This window comes from Paenibacillus tyrphae (genome assembly GCF_000722545.1).
In the GTDB taxonomy this organism is placed as follows: domain Bacteria; phylum Bacillota; class Bacilli; order Paenibacillales; family NBRC-103111; genus Paenibacillus_G; species Paenibacillus_G tyrfis.
Genome location: NZ_JNVM01000007.1, coordinates 69,721 through 90,736 on the forward strand (window position 1 = coordinate 69,721; position 21,016 = coordinate 90,736).

At 53.8% G+C, this 21,016-nt stretch carries 18 protein-coding genes; 14 read left to right on the plus strand and 4 right to left on the minus strand.

Features of this window, described 5'->3' with window-relative positions:
* Window positions 1–4: 4 nt before the first annotated feature.
* Window positions 5–436 carry a MerR family transcriptional regulator gene (locus ET33_RS09925; protein ID WP_010491397.1) on the minus strand — a complete coding sequence of 144 codons (432 nt, stop codon included), beginning with the start codon at window positions 434–436 and terminating at the stop codon, window positions 5–7.
* A 394-nt stretch (window positions 437–830) separates the two neighbouring features.
* Between ET33_RS09925 and ET33_RS09930 the strand changes: the two genes are divergently transcribed.
* The 3 genes from ET33_RS09930 to ET33_RS09940 are packed head-to-tail and all read left to right on the plus strand — an operon-like array spanning window position 831 to window position 4,044.
* The gene (locus tag ET33_RS09930) at window positions 831–2,192 is read left to right on the plus strand and encodes an ammonium transporter (RefSeq protein WP_167336423.1); all 1,362 of its coding nucleotides are present in this window, start codon (window positions 831–833) and stop codon (window positions 2,190–2,192) included.
* A gap of 26 nt (window positions 2,193–2,218) precedes the next feature.
* A complete protein-coding gene (locus ET33_RS09935) occupies window positions 2,219–3,313 on the plus strand; it encodes a DUF294 nucleotidyltransferase-like domain-containing protein (protein WP_036680132.1) in 1,095 nt (364 codons plus the stop codon).
* Window positions 3,310–4,044: an exonuclease domain-containing protein gene (locus ET33_RS09940; RefSeq protein ID WP_036680134.1), complete on the plus strand. Its 735-nt coding sequence runs from the start codon at window positions 3,310–3,312 to the stop codon at window positions 4,042–4,044. The genes ET33_RS09935 and ET33_RS09940 overlap by 4 nt, the downstream gene beginning before the upstream one ends.
* A gap of 6 nt (window positions 4,045–4,050) precedes the next feature.
* Here the strand turns inward: ET33_RS09940 and ET33_RS36325 are convergent, their stop codons facing one another.
* Both ET33_RS36325 and ET33_RS09950 read right to left on the minus strand, forming a co-directional pair.
* A complete protein-coding gene (locus ET33_RS36325) occupies window positions 4,051–4,497 on the minus strand; it encodes a Mov34/MPN/PAD-1 family protein (RefSeq protein WP_051775229.1) in 447 nt (148 codons plus the stop codon).
* Between the two features lie 58 nt (window positions 4,498–4,555).
* Window positions 4,556–5,872, minus strand: a complete 1,317-nt coding sequence (locus ET33_RS09950) for an MFS transporter (protein WP_036680136.1) — start codon at window positions 5,870–5,872, stop codon at window positions 4,556–4,558.
* Between the two features lie 171 nt (window positions 5,873–6,043).
* Here ET33_RS09950 and ET33_RS09955 point away from each other — a divergent pair, with 171 nt between their 5' ends.
* Window positions 6,044–6,580: a TlpA family protein disulfide reductase gene (locus ET33_RS09955; protein WP_036680139.1), complete on the plus strand. Its 537-nt coding sequence runs from the start codon at window positions 6,044–6,046 to the stop codon at window positions 6,578–6,580.
* Between the two features lie 91 nt (window positions 6,581–6,671).
* Here the strand turns inward: ET33_RS09955 and cimA are convergent, their stop codons facing one another.
* Window positions 6,672–8,291, minus strand: coding sequence for a citramalate synthase (gene cimA, locus ET33_RS09960; RefSeq protein WP_036680142.1), 1,620 nt, complete (start codon window positions 8,289–8,291; stop codon window positions 6,672–6,674).
* A gap of 165 nt (window positions 8,292–8,456) precedes the next feature.
* On the opposite strand from cimA, the gene ET33_RS09965 reads away from it, so the two are divergent.
* From ET33_RS09965 to ET33_RS10010, 10 genes are all read left to right on the plus strand, one after another.
* Window positions 8,457–9,764: a DNA polymerase IV gene (locus ET33_RS09965; protein ID WP_036680145.1), complete on the plus strand. Its 1,308-nt coding sequence runs from the start codon at window positions 8,457–8,459 to the stop codon at window positions 9,762–9,764.
* The gene (gene mobB / locus ET33_RS09970; RefSeq protein ID WP_036680147.1) at window positions 9,761–10,264 is read left to right on the plus strand and encodes a molybdopterin-guanine dinucleotide biosynthesis protein B; all 504 of its coding nucleotides are present in this window, start codon (window positions 9,761–9,763) and stop codon (window positions 10,262–10,264) included. Before ET33_RS09965 ends, mobB begins: the two co-directional genes overlap by 4 nt.
* A gap of 101 nt (window positions 10,265–10,365) precedes the next feature.
* Window positions 10,366–10,599: a ferredoxin gene (locus ET33_RS09975; protein WP_010491381.1), complete on the plus strand. Its 234-nt coding sequence runs from the start codon at window positions 10,366–10,368 to the stop codon at window positions 10,597–10,599.
* Between the two features lie 153 nt (window positions 10,600–10,752).
* Window positions 10,753–12,576, plus strand: coding sequence for a CHASE2 domain-containing protein (locus tag ET33_RS09980; protein WP_036680148.1), 1,824 nt, complete (start codon window positions 10,753–10,755; stop codon window positions 12,574–12,576).
* Window positions 12,577–12,638: 62 nt separating this feature from the next.
* Window positions 12,639–14,738, plus strand: a complete 2,100-nt coding sequence (locus ET33_RS09985) for a FecR family protein (RefSeq protein WP_036680152.1) — start codon at window positions 12,639–12,641, stop codon at window positions 14,736–14,738.
* Between the two features lie 27 nt (window positions 14,739–14,765).
* Window positions 14,766–16,367, plus strand: a complete 1,602-nt coding sequence (locus tag ET33_RS09990) for a stalk domain-containing protein (protein ID WP_036680153.1) — start codon at window positions 14,766–14,768, stop codon at window positions 16,365–16,367.
* A 183-nt stretch (window positions 16,368–16,550) separates the two neighbouring features.
* A complete protein-coding gene (locus tag ET33_RS40415) occupies window positions 16,551–17,999 on the plus strand; it encodes a L,D-transpeptidase family protein (protein WP_036680154.1) in 1,449 nt (482 codons plus the stop codon).
* A gap of 571 nt (window positions 18,000–18,570) precedes the next feature.
* On the plus strand, window positions 18,571–19,665 hold the full coding sequence (locus ET33_RS10000; protein ID WP_036680155.1) for a quinone-dependent dihydroorotate dehydrogenase: 1,095 nt from the start codon (window positions 18,571–18,573) through the stop codon (window positions 19,663–19,665).
* A gap of 27 nt (window positions 19,666–19,692) precedes the next feature.
* Complete coding sequence (locus tag ET33_RS10005) at window positions 19,693–20,496, plus strand: GTP pyrophosphokinase (RefSeq protein ID WP_036680157.1); 804 nt, start codon at window positions 19,693–19,695, stop codon at window positions 20,494–20,496.
* Window positions 20,497–20,578: 82 nt separating this feature from the next.
* Window positions 20,579–20,995, plus strand: a complete 417-nt coding sequence (locus ET33_RS10010; RefSeq protein ID WP_036680159.1) for a DUF309 domain-containing protein — start codon at window positions 20,579–20,581, stop codon at window positions 20,993–20,995.
* The last annotated feature ends 21 nt before the right edge of the window (window positions 20,996–21,016 follow it).

The following is a 21,016-nucleotide window of genomic DNA, read 5'->3' on the forward strand; positions in this document are numbered from 1 at the left end:
TCGATTAGGAAAGAGGGCCTTTACCTAACAGCAACAATAAAGCCTCGATGCATGCAGCGGTGGGCTGCGTGAGAATTTTGTTCAGGTTCTTCAATTGTGACGGCTTCAGCTTCTCAAGCATCGGTCCGACTTCCTTCGCTTCCTTCTCAAGCTGCTTAAGTAACAATTGCAATGATGTCAGTTTATCTGTCACTATTTCATCTCGGCTCACCTTATTCCATTGCAACAGGCTAGCCTTGATTTCCTCTAAGGTATACTTCTCCCTCTTCATACTTTCAATACGTTTCAGGCGCGCTAAGGTTTCATCGCTGTAGTAACGATAATTCGTGTCGGATCTTTTTTCCGGTTGAATCAGCCCGAGCTTCGTATAGTAATCGATCGTTCTGGGGCTGACCTCCGATAAACGCGCCAACTCGCCGATTTTGTAAAGCTTCATCTCCCCATCTCATGTCACCTCATTTTATATGGATACTGGAATAGGTGCTCTTGTATTCATGATACTCGAATCCAAACCATACAGTCAAACGTTACGCTTTACCCCGGGAATAAGCGGCTCCGATTGCCTGAAGTAGATCGTAGTTCAAGTATTCGCGCCATTTTATATGACGTAAAAATAGGAAGATCAACGAAAACAGGAAGAAAAAACGAATTATACGCGATTAATGTTAGATTATATTTCGCGATTCGTGGTTTACTAACGAAAAATCTATTGTCAAAACGTTATGACGTGGATATAATGACAATATAAATTTCATAAAATGTAATAAAAAATAACATCAAAGAAGGAAGTGGTCGTTTTGTTTAAAAAGTTATTCTTATCAGCGGTAATTATGTCAGCTTTGTTGCCTGCAAGCCTCGCATTCGCTGCGGACGAAGCGACACCCGCCCAGCTCCAAGGTGCAATCGACGCGGTATGGGTTATGCTGGCGGCGATTTTGGTTATCTTCATGCAAGCGGGCTTTGCGCTGCTGGAAGCGGGTTCTACCCGGATGAAAAACGCCGGCCACGTCGCAGGAAAGACCGTGTTAACATTCGGCCTGTGTGCGATTGCCTTCTGGGCTGTCGGCTTCGGCTTAGCTTTCGGAGACGGCAACAGCTTCTTCGGGACGACCGGCTTTTTCGTAGACGGGACGGAGGAGCAAGCCAAAGCGGCCTTCGGTTCGCTATCCGCATCGGACGTACCGATCGCCATCAAATTTCTGTTCCAGCTGGCGTTTGCCGGGGTGTCGCTTGCGATTGCGTGGGGCGGTTTTGCCGAACGCGGCAAGCTGGCCGTCTACTTCATCTTCGGCACACTGTTCACGGTCGTCATCTATCCGATCGTAGCTCACTGGGTATGGGGTGGCGGCTGGCTCGCTCAAATCGGAATGCAGGATTTTGCGGGCTCCACGGTCGTTCACTTGCAAGGCGCAACGGCTGCGCTTGTCGCAACGCTGCTGCTTAAGCCGCGGATCGGCAAGTATAATAAAGATAAAACGCCGAATTTGATCCCCGGGCACAACCAGGTTCTTTCGGTTCTCGGCGTAATCATTCTATGGATCGGCTGGTTCGGCTTCAACCCGGGCTCGACGCTGAGCGCGATGAACGACGGTTTCTTCGGCTACATCGCCTTAACGACGAATCTTGCGGCAGCGGCAGGCGCGGTAGCGGCTATGATCGTGTCCTGGATGTATTTCGGCAAGGCCGATATTCCCAGCATGCTGAACGGCGTGTTGGCCGCCCTAGTGGCCATTACCGCGGCTTGCGCTTTCGTTACTCCGCGTGACGCCGTCATTATCGGGGCGGTCTCCGGTATCCTGACCTTCTTCACGGCGCAATGGTTTGAAAAAGCGGGTGTCGACGACCCGATCTTCGCCTTCTCCGTTCATGGGATCGCGGGCATTTGGGGAACGTTGTCGACCGGACTATTCGCAACGCCGGAGTTGTCGGCGAAAGTAGGCGTCGGGAAAGCGGGGCTGTTCTACGGCGGCGGCTTGGAGCAGCTTGGCGTGCAGGCGCTTGGCATTTTCGGAGCCTTCCTGTTCGTCCTGATTCTGTCCTTCGTTATTTTGTACTTGATCAAAGTGACGATCGGCCTTCGGGTAACGGAAGAAGAAGAACTCGTCGGTCTGGATTTGTCCGAACACGGGACTTACGGGTATCCGGAGCAAATGAAGAAAACGGCGCATGGCAGCACAGCTACCACCATATAGAGCGAAAAGCCGAAGGGGATGTCGTCATGGACCGTCTCGCACTTGAAAAGTTTCAATGGGAAACGTCCCGGGTCCGAAGTTTGCAGAAGCTGAGGGCGCTTCGGGATCAAGTTAACGAGGAGTTCGGGCGGCGTCTCCTTTTTGCCGATGCGCTGGAATGGAACCGGGAGGTCAACGAATACCACGATGCGTTAATCCGCCGCGTCATTGCGCTGTCCGAGGAGCGGCTGAAGGAAGAATGGGGAAAAGCCGCACCGCTTCCTTATGCGTTCTTGCTGTTCGGCAGCGGAGGACGGGGAGAGCAGACGTTGTGGAGCGATCAAGACAACGGCTTGATCTACGCGGACCCTTCATCGGCAGAGGAGAGTCTGGAGGCGGATCGTTACTTCGCCGAATTGGCGGCCGGTATTACGGAAGGCTTGGAAGCGGTTGGGTACCCGCCCTGCCACGGGCAAGTCATATGCACCAACGAGCAATGGCGCAAGCCGCTGGGGGATTACCGTCGGATGGTCAACGAGTGGATGCAGGAGCCGGACTGGGAGCATGTGAGATATTTGCTAATTACGGTCGATGCGCGTACGGTGTACGGGGATGAAACGTTAGGCTGCGCACTTATCGAGGAAATCTACCGGTATACCGCGGCCCAACCCGCCATGCTGGAGCACATGCTGCGCAATACGCTGCATCATAAAGTATCGATCGGCGTGTTCGGACAACTGATCAAGGAGCGGTACGGCGAAGATGCCGGCGGAGTCGATGTGAAGTACGGCGCCTACATCCCGATTGTCAACGGAATCCGCTTGCTGGCGGTGGAAGCGGGGCTCCGCCGTTCGTCTACCGAGGAGCGAATAAAGGCATTGATCGCATGTGGACACGTTTCGGAAGAGATCGGACAGGACTGGCTGGAGGCCTTGACGCTGGCATTGAAGCTGCGGTCGATGACTCCTTATCAGATCGAGGAAGGCCGGTATGTGACCCGCGGCAAGCTGACCGCAGACCAGTTGACGAAAGAACGGGTGACGGAGCTGAAGCGGTGTCTTCGCATCGGAACGGAATTGCAGAAATACGTCAAGAAGAGCATTCCTAAGGGGATAGGACAAAGGTTAGGTGATCGCTTATGAAGGATATGCGGCCGGCCGGCCGGATGTGGCAGCTGTATAAAATGGGCGGACTCACTCCGGCGATCACGTCGATGTTCGATGCGCAAAGCGCGCAGCAGATGGCATTCATCCGCTCCATCATGAAGGAACAGCGCAAAAACTCATTGTATGAAATTTCTCTAAGCACGGTGGAACTGGTCGTTTTCGACTTGGAAACGACCGGTTTTTCGCCGTATAACGGGGATGAAATTATTTCATTTGGCGCCGTTTCCGTCACCGGGACCGAAATCAAGGAAGAGAGCACCTATTACAGCTTGGTCCATCCGAAGAGAAGCATTCCCGGGGAGATCGAAAAGCTGACGGGAATTACGAACGAGATGGCAGCGGATGCGCCGGATTTGCTGCATGCGCTGCGCGGCTTTCTGGAATTCGTCCGCCAGAAGGTGCTGGTCGCTCACGGTTCCGGTCACGACAAGCATTTTTTGAATGCGGCGCTCTGGCGGACGTCCAAAGTCAACTTGAACCATCGTCTGCTCGATACGATGATGATTGCCAAATGGCTTCACCCGAAGCTGAAAAGATTCGATTTGGACACGCTGCTCGACCTGTACGGCATTGAAGTGACGAAACGCCATCACGCGCTTGAGGACGCGCGGATGACCGCTCGGTTATGGGCCGGGCTCATGCGCGAAATCAAGTCGAAGGACGTGCAGACGTTAGGAGATTTGTATGCGCATTTGAGCCATCATTAAAGCAAGTCAAACCATAACGATTTCATACGAAATCGCCTCAAGGCTGGAATGCTCCTGCCGCCTTTTTCGAAAGGCGAAGGCTTTTACCTCGGGCAAAGAGGGATCGCGCAGCGAAACGATCCAGTGACTGGGCGTCGTGTGCCATAAGGTAGCTAAGTCTTGATCCGACGGATAAGGAGCGGTACGGGGATGGGAATGAACGATCCCTATCAGTTCATGCTTTCCGCCGGCAGCGTATAGGGCCCGGACAAGCTCCTGCGGGTGCAGCTCGAAGCTGTGCAGCGGATTTGCCGCGGCGTTGGCGATCGGCACATAGTGCAAGGCCGCAGGAATGCCTGCCGCAGACAGGCAGCCAAAAAGAAGGCCGCACGCTTCGCGCGGCATCGCTTCAAGGCAGTGGCCGAGCATCTCGGACCATGCTTGTCGGCGAATTCGAATCTGCAAACGATTCATCGGAAGAGGCGCCTTTCATTGTCTTTTGCGCCATTATACTACATTTCCCGCTCTTTTTTTACCCTCCGATTTTCCCTTGCGGTTTAATGAAGAAGAAGGCAAGGATTAACGTCAGAAGCGATAAAGACGTAACGGTAATGAACACGATTTGATGCGACTTGTCCATCATCCACCCGAACAGCGGAGGGCCGAAGGCGACGCCCAGAAAACGCAGACTGCTGTATAACGACGTGATCATCCCCCGCTGCTCCCGCTCGACGGAGCCGGTAATCATTGTGTTTAAGCAGGGTAGAAGCAAGCCGGTCCCGATACTGCTCAGAGTCAGCAGGCCGATAAAAACATAAATGCTTTTATTGTAGAACAAAATGCATAAACCGAGCGACACGGTCATGAGCACAAGGCCGATATTGACGAGCCAGCGCATCAGAGTCCCGTTCTTTTTGATGACCGAGCCGGTCGTATAGGATGTGACCACCATGCCGAGGAGTGGAACGGCGAGGACAAGCCCTTTCATCACCCCGTCGATATGATAAGGGGCCACCTCCAGAATGTCCGATAAATAAAAGAGGACGCCGAATAAGACGAACAATGCCATGGAGCCGGCAAAAAACGAAGTGATGAGCCAGCGCCCTTTTTGCTTCAAAATGGCACCGATATTCCGCAGGTACTCGCCGAGCTTGGGCGGAGCCTGCTCTTTCTTGGGCTCCTTCAGCAGAAACATGACGGCCAGCAAAGATAACAGGCAGAAGAACGGAAAAGCGAAAAAAGCGGCATACCATACGATTAGCGCAAGCAGCGAGCCGAGAATCGGGCTGACCACTTTGCCGGCTCCGTTCGAAGCTTCCGTCAACCCTAGCGCTTTACTTTCCATCCCTGCTTTGTATAGATCCCCGGCCAGCGCCATGGCAATAGGAGCGGTGCCCGCCGCGCCCATCCCTTGAATCGCCCGTGCGATAATGATCACGGTATACGAATTCCAAAGGGCGCCAAAGCCTGCCAAGATCCCGGCCCCGCCGTAAATGATCAACGAAGGAATCATGATCGCTTTGCGGGAAAAACGGTCGGACAAGTACCCGGCGATCGGGATCACGAGGCCCGCGGTGACGGAAAACAACGTAATCACCAAGCTGCTCTGGAATTTGGAAATACCGAGGCGCTCCTGCATATCGGGCAAAATGGGAACAAGCATCGAATTGCCGAGTACCAGTACAAGCGGTACGCTGGCGATGGCGATAAACTCCCAAATGACTCCTTTTGACCGCGGCTCGGCTGCTTTCGGGTTATCGCCGCCGGTGGCTTGCTTATCTTTTGAAGCCGAGTAATCGATATCGCTTTCGAACGTAATCCGCAGCTTTTTTGGTTTTGCTTTCTCCATACGATATTCAACCTCCGATAATAACCAAATCGTAAAGTTAATGTGCCCTTCCAAGGAAGGCGCCATGCTTTCCGGCTTTATCCAGCGGAGTGTGATCGGCTAGTAACGTTTTCCGGCAAATTGGGAATACTGTAACCGTAAGTAAGCCGGAGTATGGATAGGAGAGAGACGATGAAACGAAACTTGCTGATTTTCGGATTGGCATTGGCTTTGGCAGGGCTGGCACTTTTTCAGCATGACCGGATTGACCGGAACTCATCGGTTTACGCTGCGGGCCGGCAGGAATTAAAGGTGGCATCGCCGGTGCCTGCGTTTACCCTAAAGGGACTGGACGGGGGAGAATATAAGGTCGGCGGGGCCCGGGACAAGCCGCTGATGGTGAATTTCTGGGCTTCGTGGTGCGGACCGTGCCGTGAAGAAGCTCCCGCCTTAAAGCAGGTATACGACCGTTACAAAGGGCAGTTCGATCTTTATGCGGTCAACGTGACCAGAGGGGACGAGCTGGAGGCGGTCAAGCGCTTCGTCAACCAAGCGCAGTTTTCGTTCCCGGTGCTATTGGATACGAGCGGAGAGGCGGCAGACGCCTACCGGCTGTTATTCGTCCCGACAAGCTTCCTGATTGACCGTCAAGGGCGCTTGAAGGAAGTTATTCATGTGCTGCCTCCGGACCAATTGGAGGACAAAATCAAACGGCTGATCGCAAGCTAAACTTGGCATACGCATTGTTGAAAACCCGTGATATCAAAACAAGCCGCAATGTCTCCGACTGGAGGACTGCGGCTTGTTTGCAATCGTTATTTTAGTGATTTACGAGACCGAGGCGTTCCCGGCTTTCTTCCGGCTTGTCGGCCACCCGGGTCATGCCGAGCAGCGCATACCGGATACTGTCGACAAGGGCGTGCCAGCTCGCTTCGATAATATTTTCCGATACGCCGACGGTGCTCCACGTGCTGTTGAAATCGGTCGATTCGATAAGCACGCGAACTTTTGCTGCCGTAGTGTCCTTCTCGTCCAGGACGCGCACTTTATAATCGGACAAATGCATGTTGTTGATATCCGGATAGTATTCAACCAGACATTTGCGCAAGGCATTATCCAGCGCATTCACGGGACCGTTTCCTTCGGCGGCATTGTAGATCGTTTTGCCGTGTACGTTCACCTTGACGATCGCTTCGGAAAGCACCGGCTGATCGGCGGATTTGGCGACCATTATTTTAAACGAATCGAGCGAGAATACATCCTCCAGCTTGCCGTAGGCGTCCCGGATCAGAAGCTCCAGCGTGGCGTCTGCGCCTTCGAACTGGTAGCCTTGATGCTCCATCTCTTTGATTTGCTCAATGAGCTGCTTGGTCTGCTGATTGTTCGTATCGAAGTCCAAGCCAAGCTCCTGAGTTTTGAATACAAGGTTGCTCTGTCCGGCAAGCTCGGAGACGAGCACGCGCTGCTTGTTGCCGACCAGCTCGGGCTTGATATGCTCGTACGTGCTGGAATCGCGCAAAATCGCCGATACGTGAATTCCGCCTTTGTGCGCGAAAGCGGCGGAGCCGACATAAGGCTGGTTAACCGGCATATGCATATTGGCGATTTCGCTGACATAGCGCGCCACAGTGGACAGGCTGGCCAATTGCTCCGGGCTGATCACATCGTACTTCAGCTTTAACTGCAAATTCGGGATGACCGATACGAGATTGGCATTGCCGCATCGTTCCCCGTAGCCGTTGATCGTGCCTTGCACTTGACGGGCTCCGGCCATGACGGCGGCCAGGCTGTTCGCTACGCCGAGCTCGCAATCGTTGTGCGCGTGAATGCCGATCGGACAGGAGATCGAGGTCGTCACTTTGGTTACGATGGCCGAAATTTCGTGAGGCAGCGTGCCACCGTTCGTATCGCACAGCGCAATCCAGTCGGCGCCGGCTTCCTCGGCCTTCTTAATCGTCGCCAGAGCGTATTCCGGGTTGCTCTTGTAACCGTCGAAGAAGTGCTCCGCATCGTAAATGACTTCCAGCCCATTTTTCTTCAAAAAGCGGACCGAATCGTAGATCATCGCCAAATTTTCTTCCAGCGTTGTCTGGATGGCCGTATGCACTTGGAAATCCCACGATTTGCCGAAGATCGCTGCGGCCTGAACGCCAACCTCAAGAATCCGGTTCAGGTTGGGATCGTTTTCCGCCAACGTCTCTTTGCGCCGCGTACTGCCGAAGGCTGTAATTTTCGCATGCGACAATTTCAATTCCTTCACCCGCATGAAAAACTCAATGTCCTTGTTATTGCTGCCGGGCCAACCGCCTTCAATATAGGAAACGCCCAGCGCGTCCAGCTTTTGGGCGATTTTGAGTTTGTCTTCAACGGAGAGGCTGACGCCTTCGCCCTGAGTACCGTCTCGAAGCGTAGTATCGAAAATTTTAACCGTGCCCGCCATAATGATCCTCCTGTTTCTTTTAACATTTTATTGCGCTAAAGTATAATTTATAATTATAGCACAATGTAGCGGCCAAAGGGTATTGCCAATCCTAAAATATCCCCGGCTTGACCCCGGTGCTCCGGGCGAATTATGCTGTAAGTAAGAGGACGGGAGGCGGATGCCATGGTTGAGACAAATGGGAGTGCCAGCGGCTATCCCGTGAACGGCAGAGTGATTCTCCACATCGATATGAACGCGTTTTATTGCTCGGTGCATGAAGCGGTAGAGCCCGAAAAATACAAAGACAAGCCCATTGCGGTCGCCGGAAGCGTAGAACTGCGCAAGGGTATTATCGTTACTTGCTCCTATAAAGCGAGAGCGCGCGGAGTAAAGACGGGGATGCTAGTGCGGGAAGCCGATAAGCTTTGCCCCGGCTTAATCTTGATCCGCCCCGATTTTGACCTGTACAGGCAGTTTTCCAGACGGTTTATGAAGATCACCTACGAATATTCGCCGCTCGTCGAAGCGGTGTCGATAGACGAATGCTACGTCGATATTACCGGCTCCAAAATGTTCGGAACTCCGCTCGAAATCGCCGAAACGATTCAAAACCGGATCCGCGAGGAGCTTCTTCTGCCTTGTTCGATCGGGGTCGCGCCGAACAAGCTGCTGGCCAAAATGGCTTCGGATATGAAAAAGCCCAACGGCATCTCGGTGCTGCGTAAACGGGACGTACCGTCCGTGCTGTGGCCCCATCCGTGCGCTAATTTGTTCGGCATCGGCAAGAAGACCGCCGAAAAGCTGAAACGGCTGCAAATTCATACGCTCGGCCAGCTCGCCAATGCCGACGAGCGGCTGCTGAGCGACCGGTTCGGCGTGCTCGGTCCGGCATTGAAGCGAGCTGCCAATGGCGAGGACAATTCGCCGGTTAACCCAGATAAAGAGCAAAGCAAATCGATCGGCCATGCGACGACCTTGCCGGTTAATTATACGGACCGGTCCGACATTCACCGGGTGTTTCTGAATTTGTCCGACCAAGTCGGGCGGCGGCTGCGCCGGCAGGGCCTGGTTGCAGAGACGGTACAGATCTCGATACGCGATCCCGATATGAAGACGATCACGCGGGCCTCGAAGCTGCCCGAGCCTTCGGAAAGCGCGGACGACTTCTACCGGGTTGCCTGCCAATTGTTCGACGCCCATTGGAAGGAAGGGCTCCCGGTGCGTTTGCTCGGCGTAACGCTGCAGAATCTGACAGCCAAGCAAGAGCTTGCCGTACAGCTCGACTTGTTCAGCTACCAGAAGCAGCCTGTAAAGGAGAAGCTGAATCAGGCGATGGATGCGCTCCGCGACAAGTACGGCGAAGGCGTGATTCTGACTGCGGGGATGCTTGGCGACGATCCTTCCACGCTCATCCGCAACACCAAGAGGCGCGGCACGTCGCTGCAAATGGATCATCTTCGGTTAAAAGGATTGGAGGATGACGATTATTGACGACGATTATCGGCTTCGCCGGTTATTCCGATAGCGGCAAAACGACATTAGTTTCGCTGCTGGTTCCATATTTTGAGGATCGGGGCGTTAAGGTTGCGGTTATAAAACACGATGCACACGGGCATTATAAGGAAGCTCCCGAAGCGGATTCCACTTTGTTTATCCGGTCCGGGGCGTCGGCTTCCGTCGTCTTGTCTCCGGATGCCGTAAGAACGTACGAACGCAAAACAGTCACGCTTCAGGAGACGATCGAACGGTTAAAAGGAAGCTACGAGCTGATTTTAATAGAAGGCTTCAAGCGGGAAGCGCATGATAAAATCGCCATCTTCCGTACGGAGGATCAGGCACGGATCGTACAACAACTCGCTGCGCCGCCGATCGCTTGCATAGCCGCGGATCAGATGCTTGCAGAAGCCGCGGCACCGGACATTCCTTTCTTTTCAATGGACGCCGTAGAGTCGATCGCCGAGTTCATCCGCTCCCGCATGAGGAATCCATAACGAAGCGGTATCATATCGTTCGCTACTTTCTATTTGAACTTTGTAAGCTTTTATATTATATTTTAGGATGTGGTTACACAATCAAGGGAGGAAGATTAGACATGGCAAAATACACTTGGGTGGATAAAGAAACCTGTATCGCTTGCGGTGCCTGTGGAGCGACGGCACCAGACATTTACGACTACGACGATGAGGGTCTTGCAGAAGTAATTTACGAAGCTGACGGCAACAAAGGCGTAACCGAAATTCCGGAAGATCTGTACGATGATCTGCAAGATGCTCAGGACGGCTGCCCGACAGATTCCATCAAAGTTGCAGACGCTCCTTTTAACTAATACTCCGAGTACCTATAGCTTCATAGCAAAGAGCCTGTTTCCTCCGTGGAAGCAGGCTTTTTTCGCTCCGGCCTGACTTGAAATAAATAACTTCGTATCGGCATTTTATGGTAAGATGTTAGCGGAAACTGCAAGAAAAACAGGGGGCTTTTCATGAGAAAGGGATGGAGAAAGATCGGCGTTATCGCTGCGGGCAATGCGGTTATCGTGCTGCTGTGCGTCGTGCTTTTGACAACCGGGGCGCTTAAGGTATTATCCGACAGTTTATACGATTTCAACGTGAAGCAAACCATGACTCAAGCCCCGCACGAGGATATTGTCGTCATCGGCATCGATTCCGCCTCCATTCAGGAAGTAGGGCCTTACCCGTGGGACCGCAAAGTATACGCGGAGCTGATCAAACAGCTTGAAAGCGCAGGCGTCAAAGCGATCGGCTTCGATATCGAGTTATACTCCGAAAGCGACAAGCCGGAAAGCGACCGGGCGCTGGCCGACGAATTGGCCAAACACAACAACATCGTCATTCCATCCCATGCGAATCTGGAAGATAAATTCGACCGGTCGATGAAGGTGAAGGCAGGAGAGCTGCTGACTGCCCGCTCGATAACGGAACCGATCCTGGCCTTCCGCCAGTCGGTTGGAAAATCGCATATCAATGCGGCTTACGACAGCGACGGCGTCATTCGCTCCAATTGGCTGCAGATCGATTCGCCCCGAGGGGTATATCCGTCGTTTGGGCTTGCGATGGCGCAGCTTGCCGGAGTCGATGTGAGCCGGTATCTGAACCTGCCTGTATTGGACGGCCGTCCCAAGTCGGAAATGCTGATCCGCTGGGATGCGAAGGAATTCGATTTCGAAACGATTCCGTTCGCCAAGGTGCTGAAGGGCGGCGTGCCGCCTCAGACGTTCAAAGACCGGCTTGTGCTTGTCGGCTATACGGCTCCCGGCTCGGACGAGGGCGTTACCCCGGTGGAGAAGCACATGCACCTGGTGTATGCGCATGCGAATATTTTAAATCAGATTTTAAAGCAGCAGGTCGTGCTGCCCGTAGATAAGCGGATCGATTTTGCGCTTACGCTTCTCGTCGTTCTGCTGCTCGGGTGGGTGACTTGGCGGCTGCGGGCCATTAGCGGAGCGGTATTTGCGCTAGTGGTCGTCGTTCTTCTGTTCGTCGGACAGTACGAGTATTTCGCGGCCTACTCGCAGTATTTGGACATTGTCGATGCGGTGGCTTGCGGGCTCCTTGCTTATTTTGGCAATTTGTCCATGAAAACGTATTTTGAGACGAAGCAAAAAAATTACATTACCAAGCAGTTCGGACGTTATATTTCTCCCGACCTTGTTAAAGAGATTGCGAGCAGCGAGCAGGAAATTCAGCTCGGGGGGATCAGCAAGGAACTAACCGTTCTGTTCCTCGACGTCCGCGGGTTTACCCCGCTGTCCGAGAAGCTGAAGCCCGAAGAAGTGGTCGACTTCTTGAATATGATGTTTAACTTAATTACGGAGCGGGCCCTCGAAAACCGCGGCACGATCGACAAATTTATCGGGGATGCGGCGATGATCCTGTACAATGCTCCGCTGGACGTGCCCAATCATCCGTATTATGCGGTCAAAACCGCCTATGAAATTCAGAAGGGGATGGAGAACGTACGCGCCGAGGTGTTGGAGAAATACGGCGTCTCGATCAGCATAGGCATCGGCATCAACACCGGTGATGTCGTGGTCGGCAATATCGGGTCATATTTGCGGGTTGACTATACGGCGATTGGCGACAACGTGAATACGGCCGCCCGCATCGAGTCCAATACGCAGCCGAATCAGATCCTTGTGTCCGAAGCGACTTACGAGCTGACGAAGCATGCTTTCGATTATCAATTTGCCGGGGAGAAGCTAATGAAAGGCAAGAGCGTTCCGCTCAAGCTTTTTGAAGTGATGGGAATGAAAGACGTTCCGGCTTCATTTGACGAAATTCGTTGAATAATACCGTTTCTCACCTTACAATATGAGTAGATTTTTTGATTCCGGAGAGGGGTTTTGTTGTGGCGAACGCAGTGCGGATCAATAGACAGAAGCGGAAGCCGGCTTTGGCTTGGGTGCTTGTTTTCGCTATGTTGTTTCAAGGGGTAGCCGCTTTAGCTCTCGCAAGCCCGGCGAATGCCAAATCATCCCGGTCGGCGGCTGTCGTTGAAGTAACGGGAGATGTAGCGTACAAGAAATCTGGCGGCTCGCGGTCCTATGCGGTGTACCAGGACTTGAATTTGAATCAGGGCGATTCGATCGTGACCGGTCCGTCCTCCTCAGTCGTGCTGCGGATCGTGGACCGCGAAGACGAGATTACGATCGGTGAAAATTCCGAAGTATACATATCCGATTTAGTTGAAAAAAACGGCGGCAAGAAAACCAAGGTGAAATCCTGGGCCGGCAGTTTATGGGCGAAAGTCAAGTCTCTGATTGGCTCGGAGGAGGAGTTCGAGATTGAGACGCCGACGGCGGTTATGGGCGTCAGGGGAACGAACTTCATGACGTCCGTCAATTGGAAGACAGGGGAAACGACGATGGCCGTGGCGGCTGGAATCGTCTCCACTTCGGAAGCTGATTCCGCTGCGGATCATAAGCAGACCCGGAGTGCAGAAGGCGTGTCGGTGTACCCGGCTCAGCAGGTGGCGGTCAGCACCTCCGGATCGAGTAAGGACCTGAGAGCGCAAGCGGAGTATGCCGACCCTAAAGTATTGGCTGAGGTTCTGGATAAAAAAGTACTTGAAAGCTTTATCAAGAATATCGGGGACATCCAAAAAGAACAAGATAAAATTAAAGCGCAGCTTAAGGAAAATCTGGATAAAGGCGTAGGAAAACCGGACGAGAGCTCGATTCTGAAAATCAGTACGCCGGCAGATCTGGAAGCCGTCACAACCAATTTCGACCGGTTTCTGTCCCTGCTGGCCAAATCGGCCGTAGACGCAGGGAAACTGACTCAAAAAGCTGTGGACGAAGCCAATGCGAGCATGGCCGACGCCTCAAGAAAGCTTGATATTCACAATCCTCCTGCCCTGGATAAAAATGCAGGCATCGATCCGGAAGTGGAGCAGTTAAAGAAACAGGCGGAGCCAAAAAATACCGCATATGAGCAGGAGCAAAGAGAGCTTCGCGATAATCAGGCAAAGCTTGCGGCTTTGCTGGATCGTATTGAAGCCGACAGGCAGCGAATTCAAGACCAGAACCAAAAAGCCGTTGCAGAAGCGGATCGAAAGGCAACGGATCAATATACGAGCACGCTTAGTGCGGACGACAAGAAACAATTCGAGGAGAGCCAAAGGAAAAACACCAATCAGCCTGCGCCCGATTCATCCTCCCGTCCGACTTCGCCTCCCGCCGATTCCGGGAGCGACAGCGGTTCGGGCGGCGGTTCCACGGACGATCGTCCTTCCGCTCCCGTGCTGATCAGCCCGACAGCGGAAGCGACGGTGCGGAATCCAGTGCAAATTAAATTGAAAGCCGCTGCCGGGACAACGGTCCGTGTGCTGAACGGCACAGAGGAAGTCGGACGCGCGGACGGACAGGGAGATAGCGAAGTCACCGTTACGCTTCGGACGCTGCAGCCCGGAACTTACAATTTAACGACGCAAGCTTTCCGCGATTCCGCTGCAAGCGTTCCGGTTTCGATTCCGCCGATTCATATTTTGGGAGTAGGTCTGGCGCAAGTCGGCGGCATCAAGGACGGGAAGATCAACCTGGCGTTGACGATGAAAGGCTTTACACCTGCTGCGCCGTTCTATTCCGTCGAAGCACATCTGATTTATGGCAAGGCGGCGCTGGACTACAGAGGTCCGGCAAATCTGACGTCCGTTCCGGGCACCGTATTCTACGGCTCTCAAACGGCAGAGACGCTTCGCCAGGTAAGCGACGCCTCCAAGAGCGAATTGATCTACGCGGCGACAGCCTTTGAAACGCAAGGCTCCGGCGCAATAAAGCCGATTCAATTAAGCGGAGATACTTTGCTCGTAAACGTACCTTTATCGGTTGTCGATTCGGCCGCCGGTTCCGCCAAGGTTGATCTGGGCTATATCAAAATCATCGACAAACAAGGGAATACGGTATACGAAAGCAGAGACATTCAATCGATTAGCGTCGGCACGAAGTAAGGTGCAGGGTACGGGAAGGAGCAGGCTATGAAGAAAGCAACGAAACGAATCGCCGTGTCGCTTCTGATGTCCGCCATGATTGGCGCATCGAGCGCACAAGCCGCTGCTTGGTCGAAGGACGCCCTGCGGGGCGAGAACGGGCAGCCGTTAACGGAGATGACGACATTGGCCGGAAACGGCGGCTTGGGGAGTGCGGACGGAGCGGGCGCGTCCGCTTCCTTCCGGATGCCGGGAGGATTGACCGTATTGAAGGACGGTACGGTGCTGGTTTCGGATTCCCGAAACCAACTAATCCGCAAGCTGTCCCAGGGGATAGTCAGCACCTTCGCTGGCGCAGCCTATAAACAGGACGGCAAAGGCTTCCCTGTCGGCGATCTATTGGACGGGAAGAGTGATGCCTCGCTTTTCAACGAGCCTCAAGGACTTGCGACTGACGCCAACGACAACGTATACGTAGCCGATTCGGGAAATCATGCGATCCGTAAAATCGATACCGCCGGTCAGGTGAGCACCGTCGCCGGAAGCGGGCTGCTCGGAAGAAAGGACGGCAAAGGGAAGGATGCTTTGTTCTATCGTCCGACGGATGTGGTCGTCGCAGCCGACGGTACCTTGTACGTGGCGGACTCGCTCAATCATGCGATCCGAAGCATATCGCCTTCGGGCGAAGTCAAGACGCTGAATGCCTTATCGTCCCGCGTCGTAGAATTGTTCCCCGGACAAGTATCGCCCGCGGGGGATTTTGCCGACGGGGATTTGAAAAGCGCCAAGTTTAACGAGCCGACCGCTCTTGTGCTGGACGCCAAAGGAAATTTGATCGTAAGCGATTCCGGGAACCAGCGCATCCGATACATCGATTTGCAGACGGGGAAGGTAACGACGCTGGCGGGCGGAGGTCAGGCGGCAGCGAACAAAGAGCTGCACGTTTCGGGCGGCTTCGCCGATGGGAGCGCGTCGGATGCGAGATTTAATTTTCCGATGGGTCTTGCCTTGACGGAGGAAGGCGGACTTGTCATTGCCGACAGTCAGAACCATGCGATTCGTTACTTGCTGGATGGGCAAGTCAGCACCATCGCCGGGGCATCCGACCGTACAACCGGAAATGTTGACGGTATAGAAGGAAGTGCTGCGCTTCATCGTCCGATGGATATCGGAGTTCGTGCCGATGGATCGATACTGGTGGCTGACACCTACAACAACAAGCTTCGCGAAGTCAGTCTGTATCGGTTGCCGGACGGTCTTCCGAAAGATGGCGCCGTCAAAGTCGTCGTGGACCGGAAGCAAATTGCGTTCGAGGCCCAACCGGAGATCGTCAACGGTAGAACGATGGTTCCGATCCGGGCCATTACTCAAGCGCTTGATTATAAAGTGACGTTCGACAATGCGGCCCGGGCCGTGCAGCTCGTCAAGGACGGCGAGACGATCGAGCTGTATATCGGAAAGACCGGGATCAAGCGGTCGGTCCCCGGACAGGAGGCTACCGTCAAGCCGACGGATGTCGAGCCGTATATTTCGCAAAATCTCACCTTTGTCCCGGTACGTTTCTTTGCGGAAGAAATCGGAATGGACGTTCAGTGGGACGAGGCGACACGTACGGCGATTGTGCGCAGCAAAACGAAATTATCAAAGTAATATTCAATCTCGACAAAATGAGACCTATTCCGAGGAAAGCTCTTAGGGGGCACTTCTCTGGATAGGTCTTTTCGACTATGTTTACAGCTGAAGAAACGGTGCGGCTAGCGACGCAAGAGTATTAAGAAAAGCGCTTCTCCCGCCGATATAGTTTGCAGGAAGGCGGAAAGAGAGGGGCGTCCCGTGAAACCGAAAGATTCGAAGGATTCGGAAGAACAGCTTCAGCTCTTTTTCAAACAGGATCCGTTTTATTTAAAAAAATACGTCAAAGAGCATCCGAACAATAAAATGGCGTGGTACTTGCTCGGACGCGATTATGAAGCGCAGGGGAAAAAGGGAAAAGCGCTATACTGTTACGCGCAGGCTGGAGAAGTCTATGAAGCGTATGAGAATCAGAAGGTGGATCTGCCTCCTGAAGAAATCGAACCGATCCATCGCTGGGGAACGGAACGTCAAAAGAGAAGACGGAAGCGGCTCGTTCGCCTGATGGCCGCCGGTCTGCTGGCCTTTGCCGGTGTGTTGTTTGCCCCGGAGCTGGAACGTATGCTCGAGAAGACGGAAGAAAGCGCCCGCGCTCCGGTCATCGTTCTGCCGGAAGGAATGACGTCCTCCGAGCTGCAGGAAACGAAAGTGTATTATTTGGCCGGCGAGAAGAGTCAAGCGAATGTCGGCGCGGCGCTGCAAGAGATGCTGCTGCGGGAAAGAATCAGCAGCTACGCGATTCTGGCCCGGGGGATTCCGCTCGACGGGACCGCTTGGATCAGTTGGCTGAAGAAGCCGGAGACGCTGCTTTCCGTCGAAGCAAAAGCAAATGCGGCGCAGCAGCAGATCGATTATCATGACGCGGCTGCTTGCAGCTGCCAGCCAAGCGATCCGCAGAAGGCGGATCGCATTGTGGCCGCTTGGATGACGAAGCAGGAGCAGGATCTCGTGCTGCGCTCCGCCGTTGCGGCTTATATCCGGCGTACGGGGCAAGCGCCGGCGCAGGCTTCGCAGCTGACGGAAGCGTACCCGAACAACGTGCTGCCGGGGCTGACTCCCTATATGAAGGAAACGTTCGACCGAGACAAGGAAGCTTTGGCTGCGGAGTTGAGCGCATGGCTCAAGCAAGCCGGGGCGCAGCCTGCGGCTCTTGATGGAAATCCCGTCCCGCCCGGAACGGGACAGGGTAGTTTGACCAAGCCATTAACCGAACCAATGCGGATTATTGTCGATAAGCAGGCTCACCGGCTGTCGGTCGTCAGCGGCAACATCGTCGTCCGTAATTTTCCGGTAGGCTTGGGAGCCGAACGAACACCGGAGGGCAGCTTCGTCATCTCGGAAAAGGTGCGCAATCCGAACGGGAAGTCGAACGGAGAGTTCGGGAGCCGGGGGATGACGCTGTCCGATACGAATTATGCGATTCACGGAACGAACCGGCCGTCCAGTATCGGCAAGGACGAGTCGCTAGGCTGCATCCGTATGGCTAAGGAGGATGTGGAGGAGTTGTTCGATCTGGTGCCGCTCGGAACGAGCGTGACGATCGGCAAGGGCGCGCTCTCCAAGGAGGAATCGCGGAGCCCCGAACCGTACGGGGTGACGCCGCAAAGCGTCGACACGAATCCGGGGAAGAAGTACAACTGGTTGAATTAGGGAGCTTGGTCGTCCAAGTCAGCTATGGCTTCAGCACGAAAAGCATCACCTTGATAGTCGGTGGAGTATGCCCTTACGGCCGCTCTTGAAACTCGTGATATTTAGATTCGAATTAGCGGTATTATCACGAATTTCAAAGGCGGGCAGCGCAAGCGCTTCCTACAGGGCATACTCCACCTGTTTACCGGTGATATTTTCAAAAGACTTCTGCCACAGCCTTTGTCGGAAGACCAAGCTCTTGTGCGAGAGGATAGAAAACGCTAACAAGCCCTAATGGTTAAAAATTAGCAGAACAATCATGCCGAGTATGACGGCGCCGAAGATGGAGCTGACCCACACGATCAGTTTCTTATTAGGCTCATCCTTTGTTTTCCGCTGCGCATAGGGGGATATTTTCTTTTTTTGCATAGACCTCAGCCCTGCCTTTTTGTTGGATTAAGCATATTTTAACATAATGTATTGTTTTAAGTCGTATGGATTTTGTGACTTGTCCCCTTTATTTTTGTTTCGTAAAGCGCTAAACTGTCAAAAGAGACTAACGAAGAGACACGTGCGGGGAGAGGACAGAAGCATGCTTTACAAAAAAATCACAAAGCCGGTGCTGTTCGGGATGGACCCGGAGAAGGCGCATCATCTCATTATCGATGGACTGCATACGTTTGCCAAGCTGCCTGGCGGACGGGGACTGCTCCGCGCGATGTGGGGCGTACGGGCGTACCCGGAGCTGGAGAGCGAGCTGTGGGGAATCCGGTTTCCGAATCCGGTCGGCTTGGCGGCAGGGTTGGACAAGAATGCGAAAGCGGTCCCCGGATTTTCGAACATCGGTTTCGGCTTTATGGAAGTCGGCACGGTGACGCCGAAGCCGCAAGCCGGCAATGAGCTGCCGCGGCTGTTCCGGCTCCCGGAGGACGACGCGCTCATCAACCGGATGGGATTCAACAATGTCGGAATCGAAGGCATGAAGCGAAATTTGCGCAATCAAGGCCAGCGCACGATTCCGCTTGCCATCAATATCGGAAAAAACAAAACGACGCCCAACGAGCAGGCGGAAGACGATTACCGCGCCTGCATTCAAGCGCTATATGGGTACGGTGACTTTTTCGTTGTCAATATCAGCTCGCCGAACACGCCGGATTTGCGCAATCTGCAGCACGGGGACGACCTGTCGCGCCTGCTCGCGGCCGTGAAGGACGAGATCCTCAAGCAGCATGCCCGCTTCGGCGGACGGGAGAAGCCGGTGCTCGTGAAGATTGCACCCGATCTGACGCCGCAGGAAATCGAATATATGGTCGAAACGATCGTACGGAGCAACGTTTCCGGTATCATTGCATCCAATACGACGATCGCCAGAGACGGTCTACGCCATGCGAACCGGGGAGAAACGGGCGGATTAAGCGGCCGCCCGCTGACGGAGCGCTCCACCGAGCTGATTCGAACCGTATACCGTTTAACGGACGGGAAACTTCCGATTATCGGATCGGGAGGTATTTTTACGGCCGAGGACGCCTATGCGAAGATTCGGGCGGGAGCCAGTCTGGTCGAAGTATACACCGGCTTGATCTACGAAGGGCCGGACGTGCTGCGGCGCATTAACCGCGGGCTTCGCACATTGCTGCAGCAGGATGGATTTACGCATATATCGGAGGCGATCGGATCGGGGCATTAAGGCTAGTAAGATTTGGAGGTCGACGGAATGGACGGACGCGATTGGAAAAAATTTCTGCTGCCTTACGAACAGGCGGTCGAGGAATTGAAAGTCAAATTCAAGACATTGCGCGCGGAGCTCAAAAGCCGGGATGAATATTCACCTATTGAATTTGTAACCGGCCGGGTTAAGAGGACTTCCAGCATTTTGGAAAAAGCTAAACGGCTGAGCGTTCCGATGGATCAGCTCGAGACCGGGATCGAAGATATTGCGGGCATTCGGATTATGTGTCAATTCGTTGAGGATATCGAACGGTTGGCCGAATTGATCCGTGTCCGGGAAGATATGACGCTATTATACGAGAAAGATTATATTACCAACAAAAAACCGAGCGGTTACCGCAGCTATCATATGATTGTGGAATATCGGGTTCAGACGGCACTCGGCATGAAGCGCGTGCTGGCCGAGATTCAGCTGCGGACGCTAGCTATGAATTTTTGGGCGACGATTGAGCACTCGCTGAATTATAAATATCGTGAAAGCTTGCCGGAGGATGTCGTTGCACGGCTCAGCCGGGCGGCGGAAGCCGCTTACCAGCTCGATCAGGAGATGAGCAGCATCCGTGAAGAGATCGTCGAAGCACAGAAGCTGTTCGAGGACAAATCGAGCATCGTGGCCAAGGTGCTGAACGGCATTCAGGAGCTGTATTTTCATCTGCGGGTTCGGGAAGCCGCACAGTTTCAGATGCGCTTCAACGAGTTGTGGGACACGGACGACGTCTGGCTGCTGAAGAAGCTGTCGAACGAGGTGGATCAAGCGGTTCACCGGGCGAAGAAAAATTCCTTGGCCTAAAAGTCCGGTGAAGCCGGGCCAGCGGCCTGTTATTCACCGGGCCTCCGCTGGAGGCGACCGAAACGGAGGCGAGACGGTGACAATGCCATACGATCGTTTATATGTGGAGTTCGTGTATTATTTCAACGTGGCGCGCGACTATTTCGAATGTCACGAAGTGATGGAGGAGCTTTGGCTCGAGGAAGGCAGACATCCGTTGTATCAAGGCCTGCTGCAGGTGGCAGTGGGCCTTTACCATTACCGCAATGGCAATACGGGCGGGTCGATCAAGCTGTTTACCGCGGCCTTGGACAAATTGGACAATTACCCGGAGGACGCGCTTGGGATCGACTTGGGCCGACTTCGCGATGACAGCCGGCTGTATTTGCACAAGCTAACACATGCGGAGGAGCAGCCGTTTGCTTTCTACGATTTGGACATCCTCATTCTGGACGCCGAACTGGAGGCATTGGTGGAAGAGCTTAGGCTGCATCCGCCTGAGCCGCATGAAGAGGATTAGCCCGGAATGCGGCCTGCCATG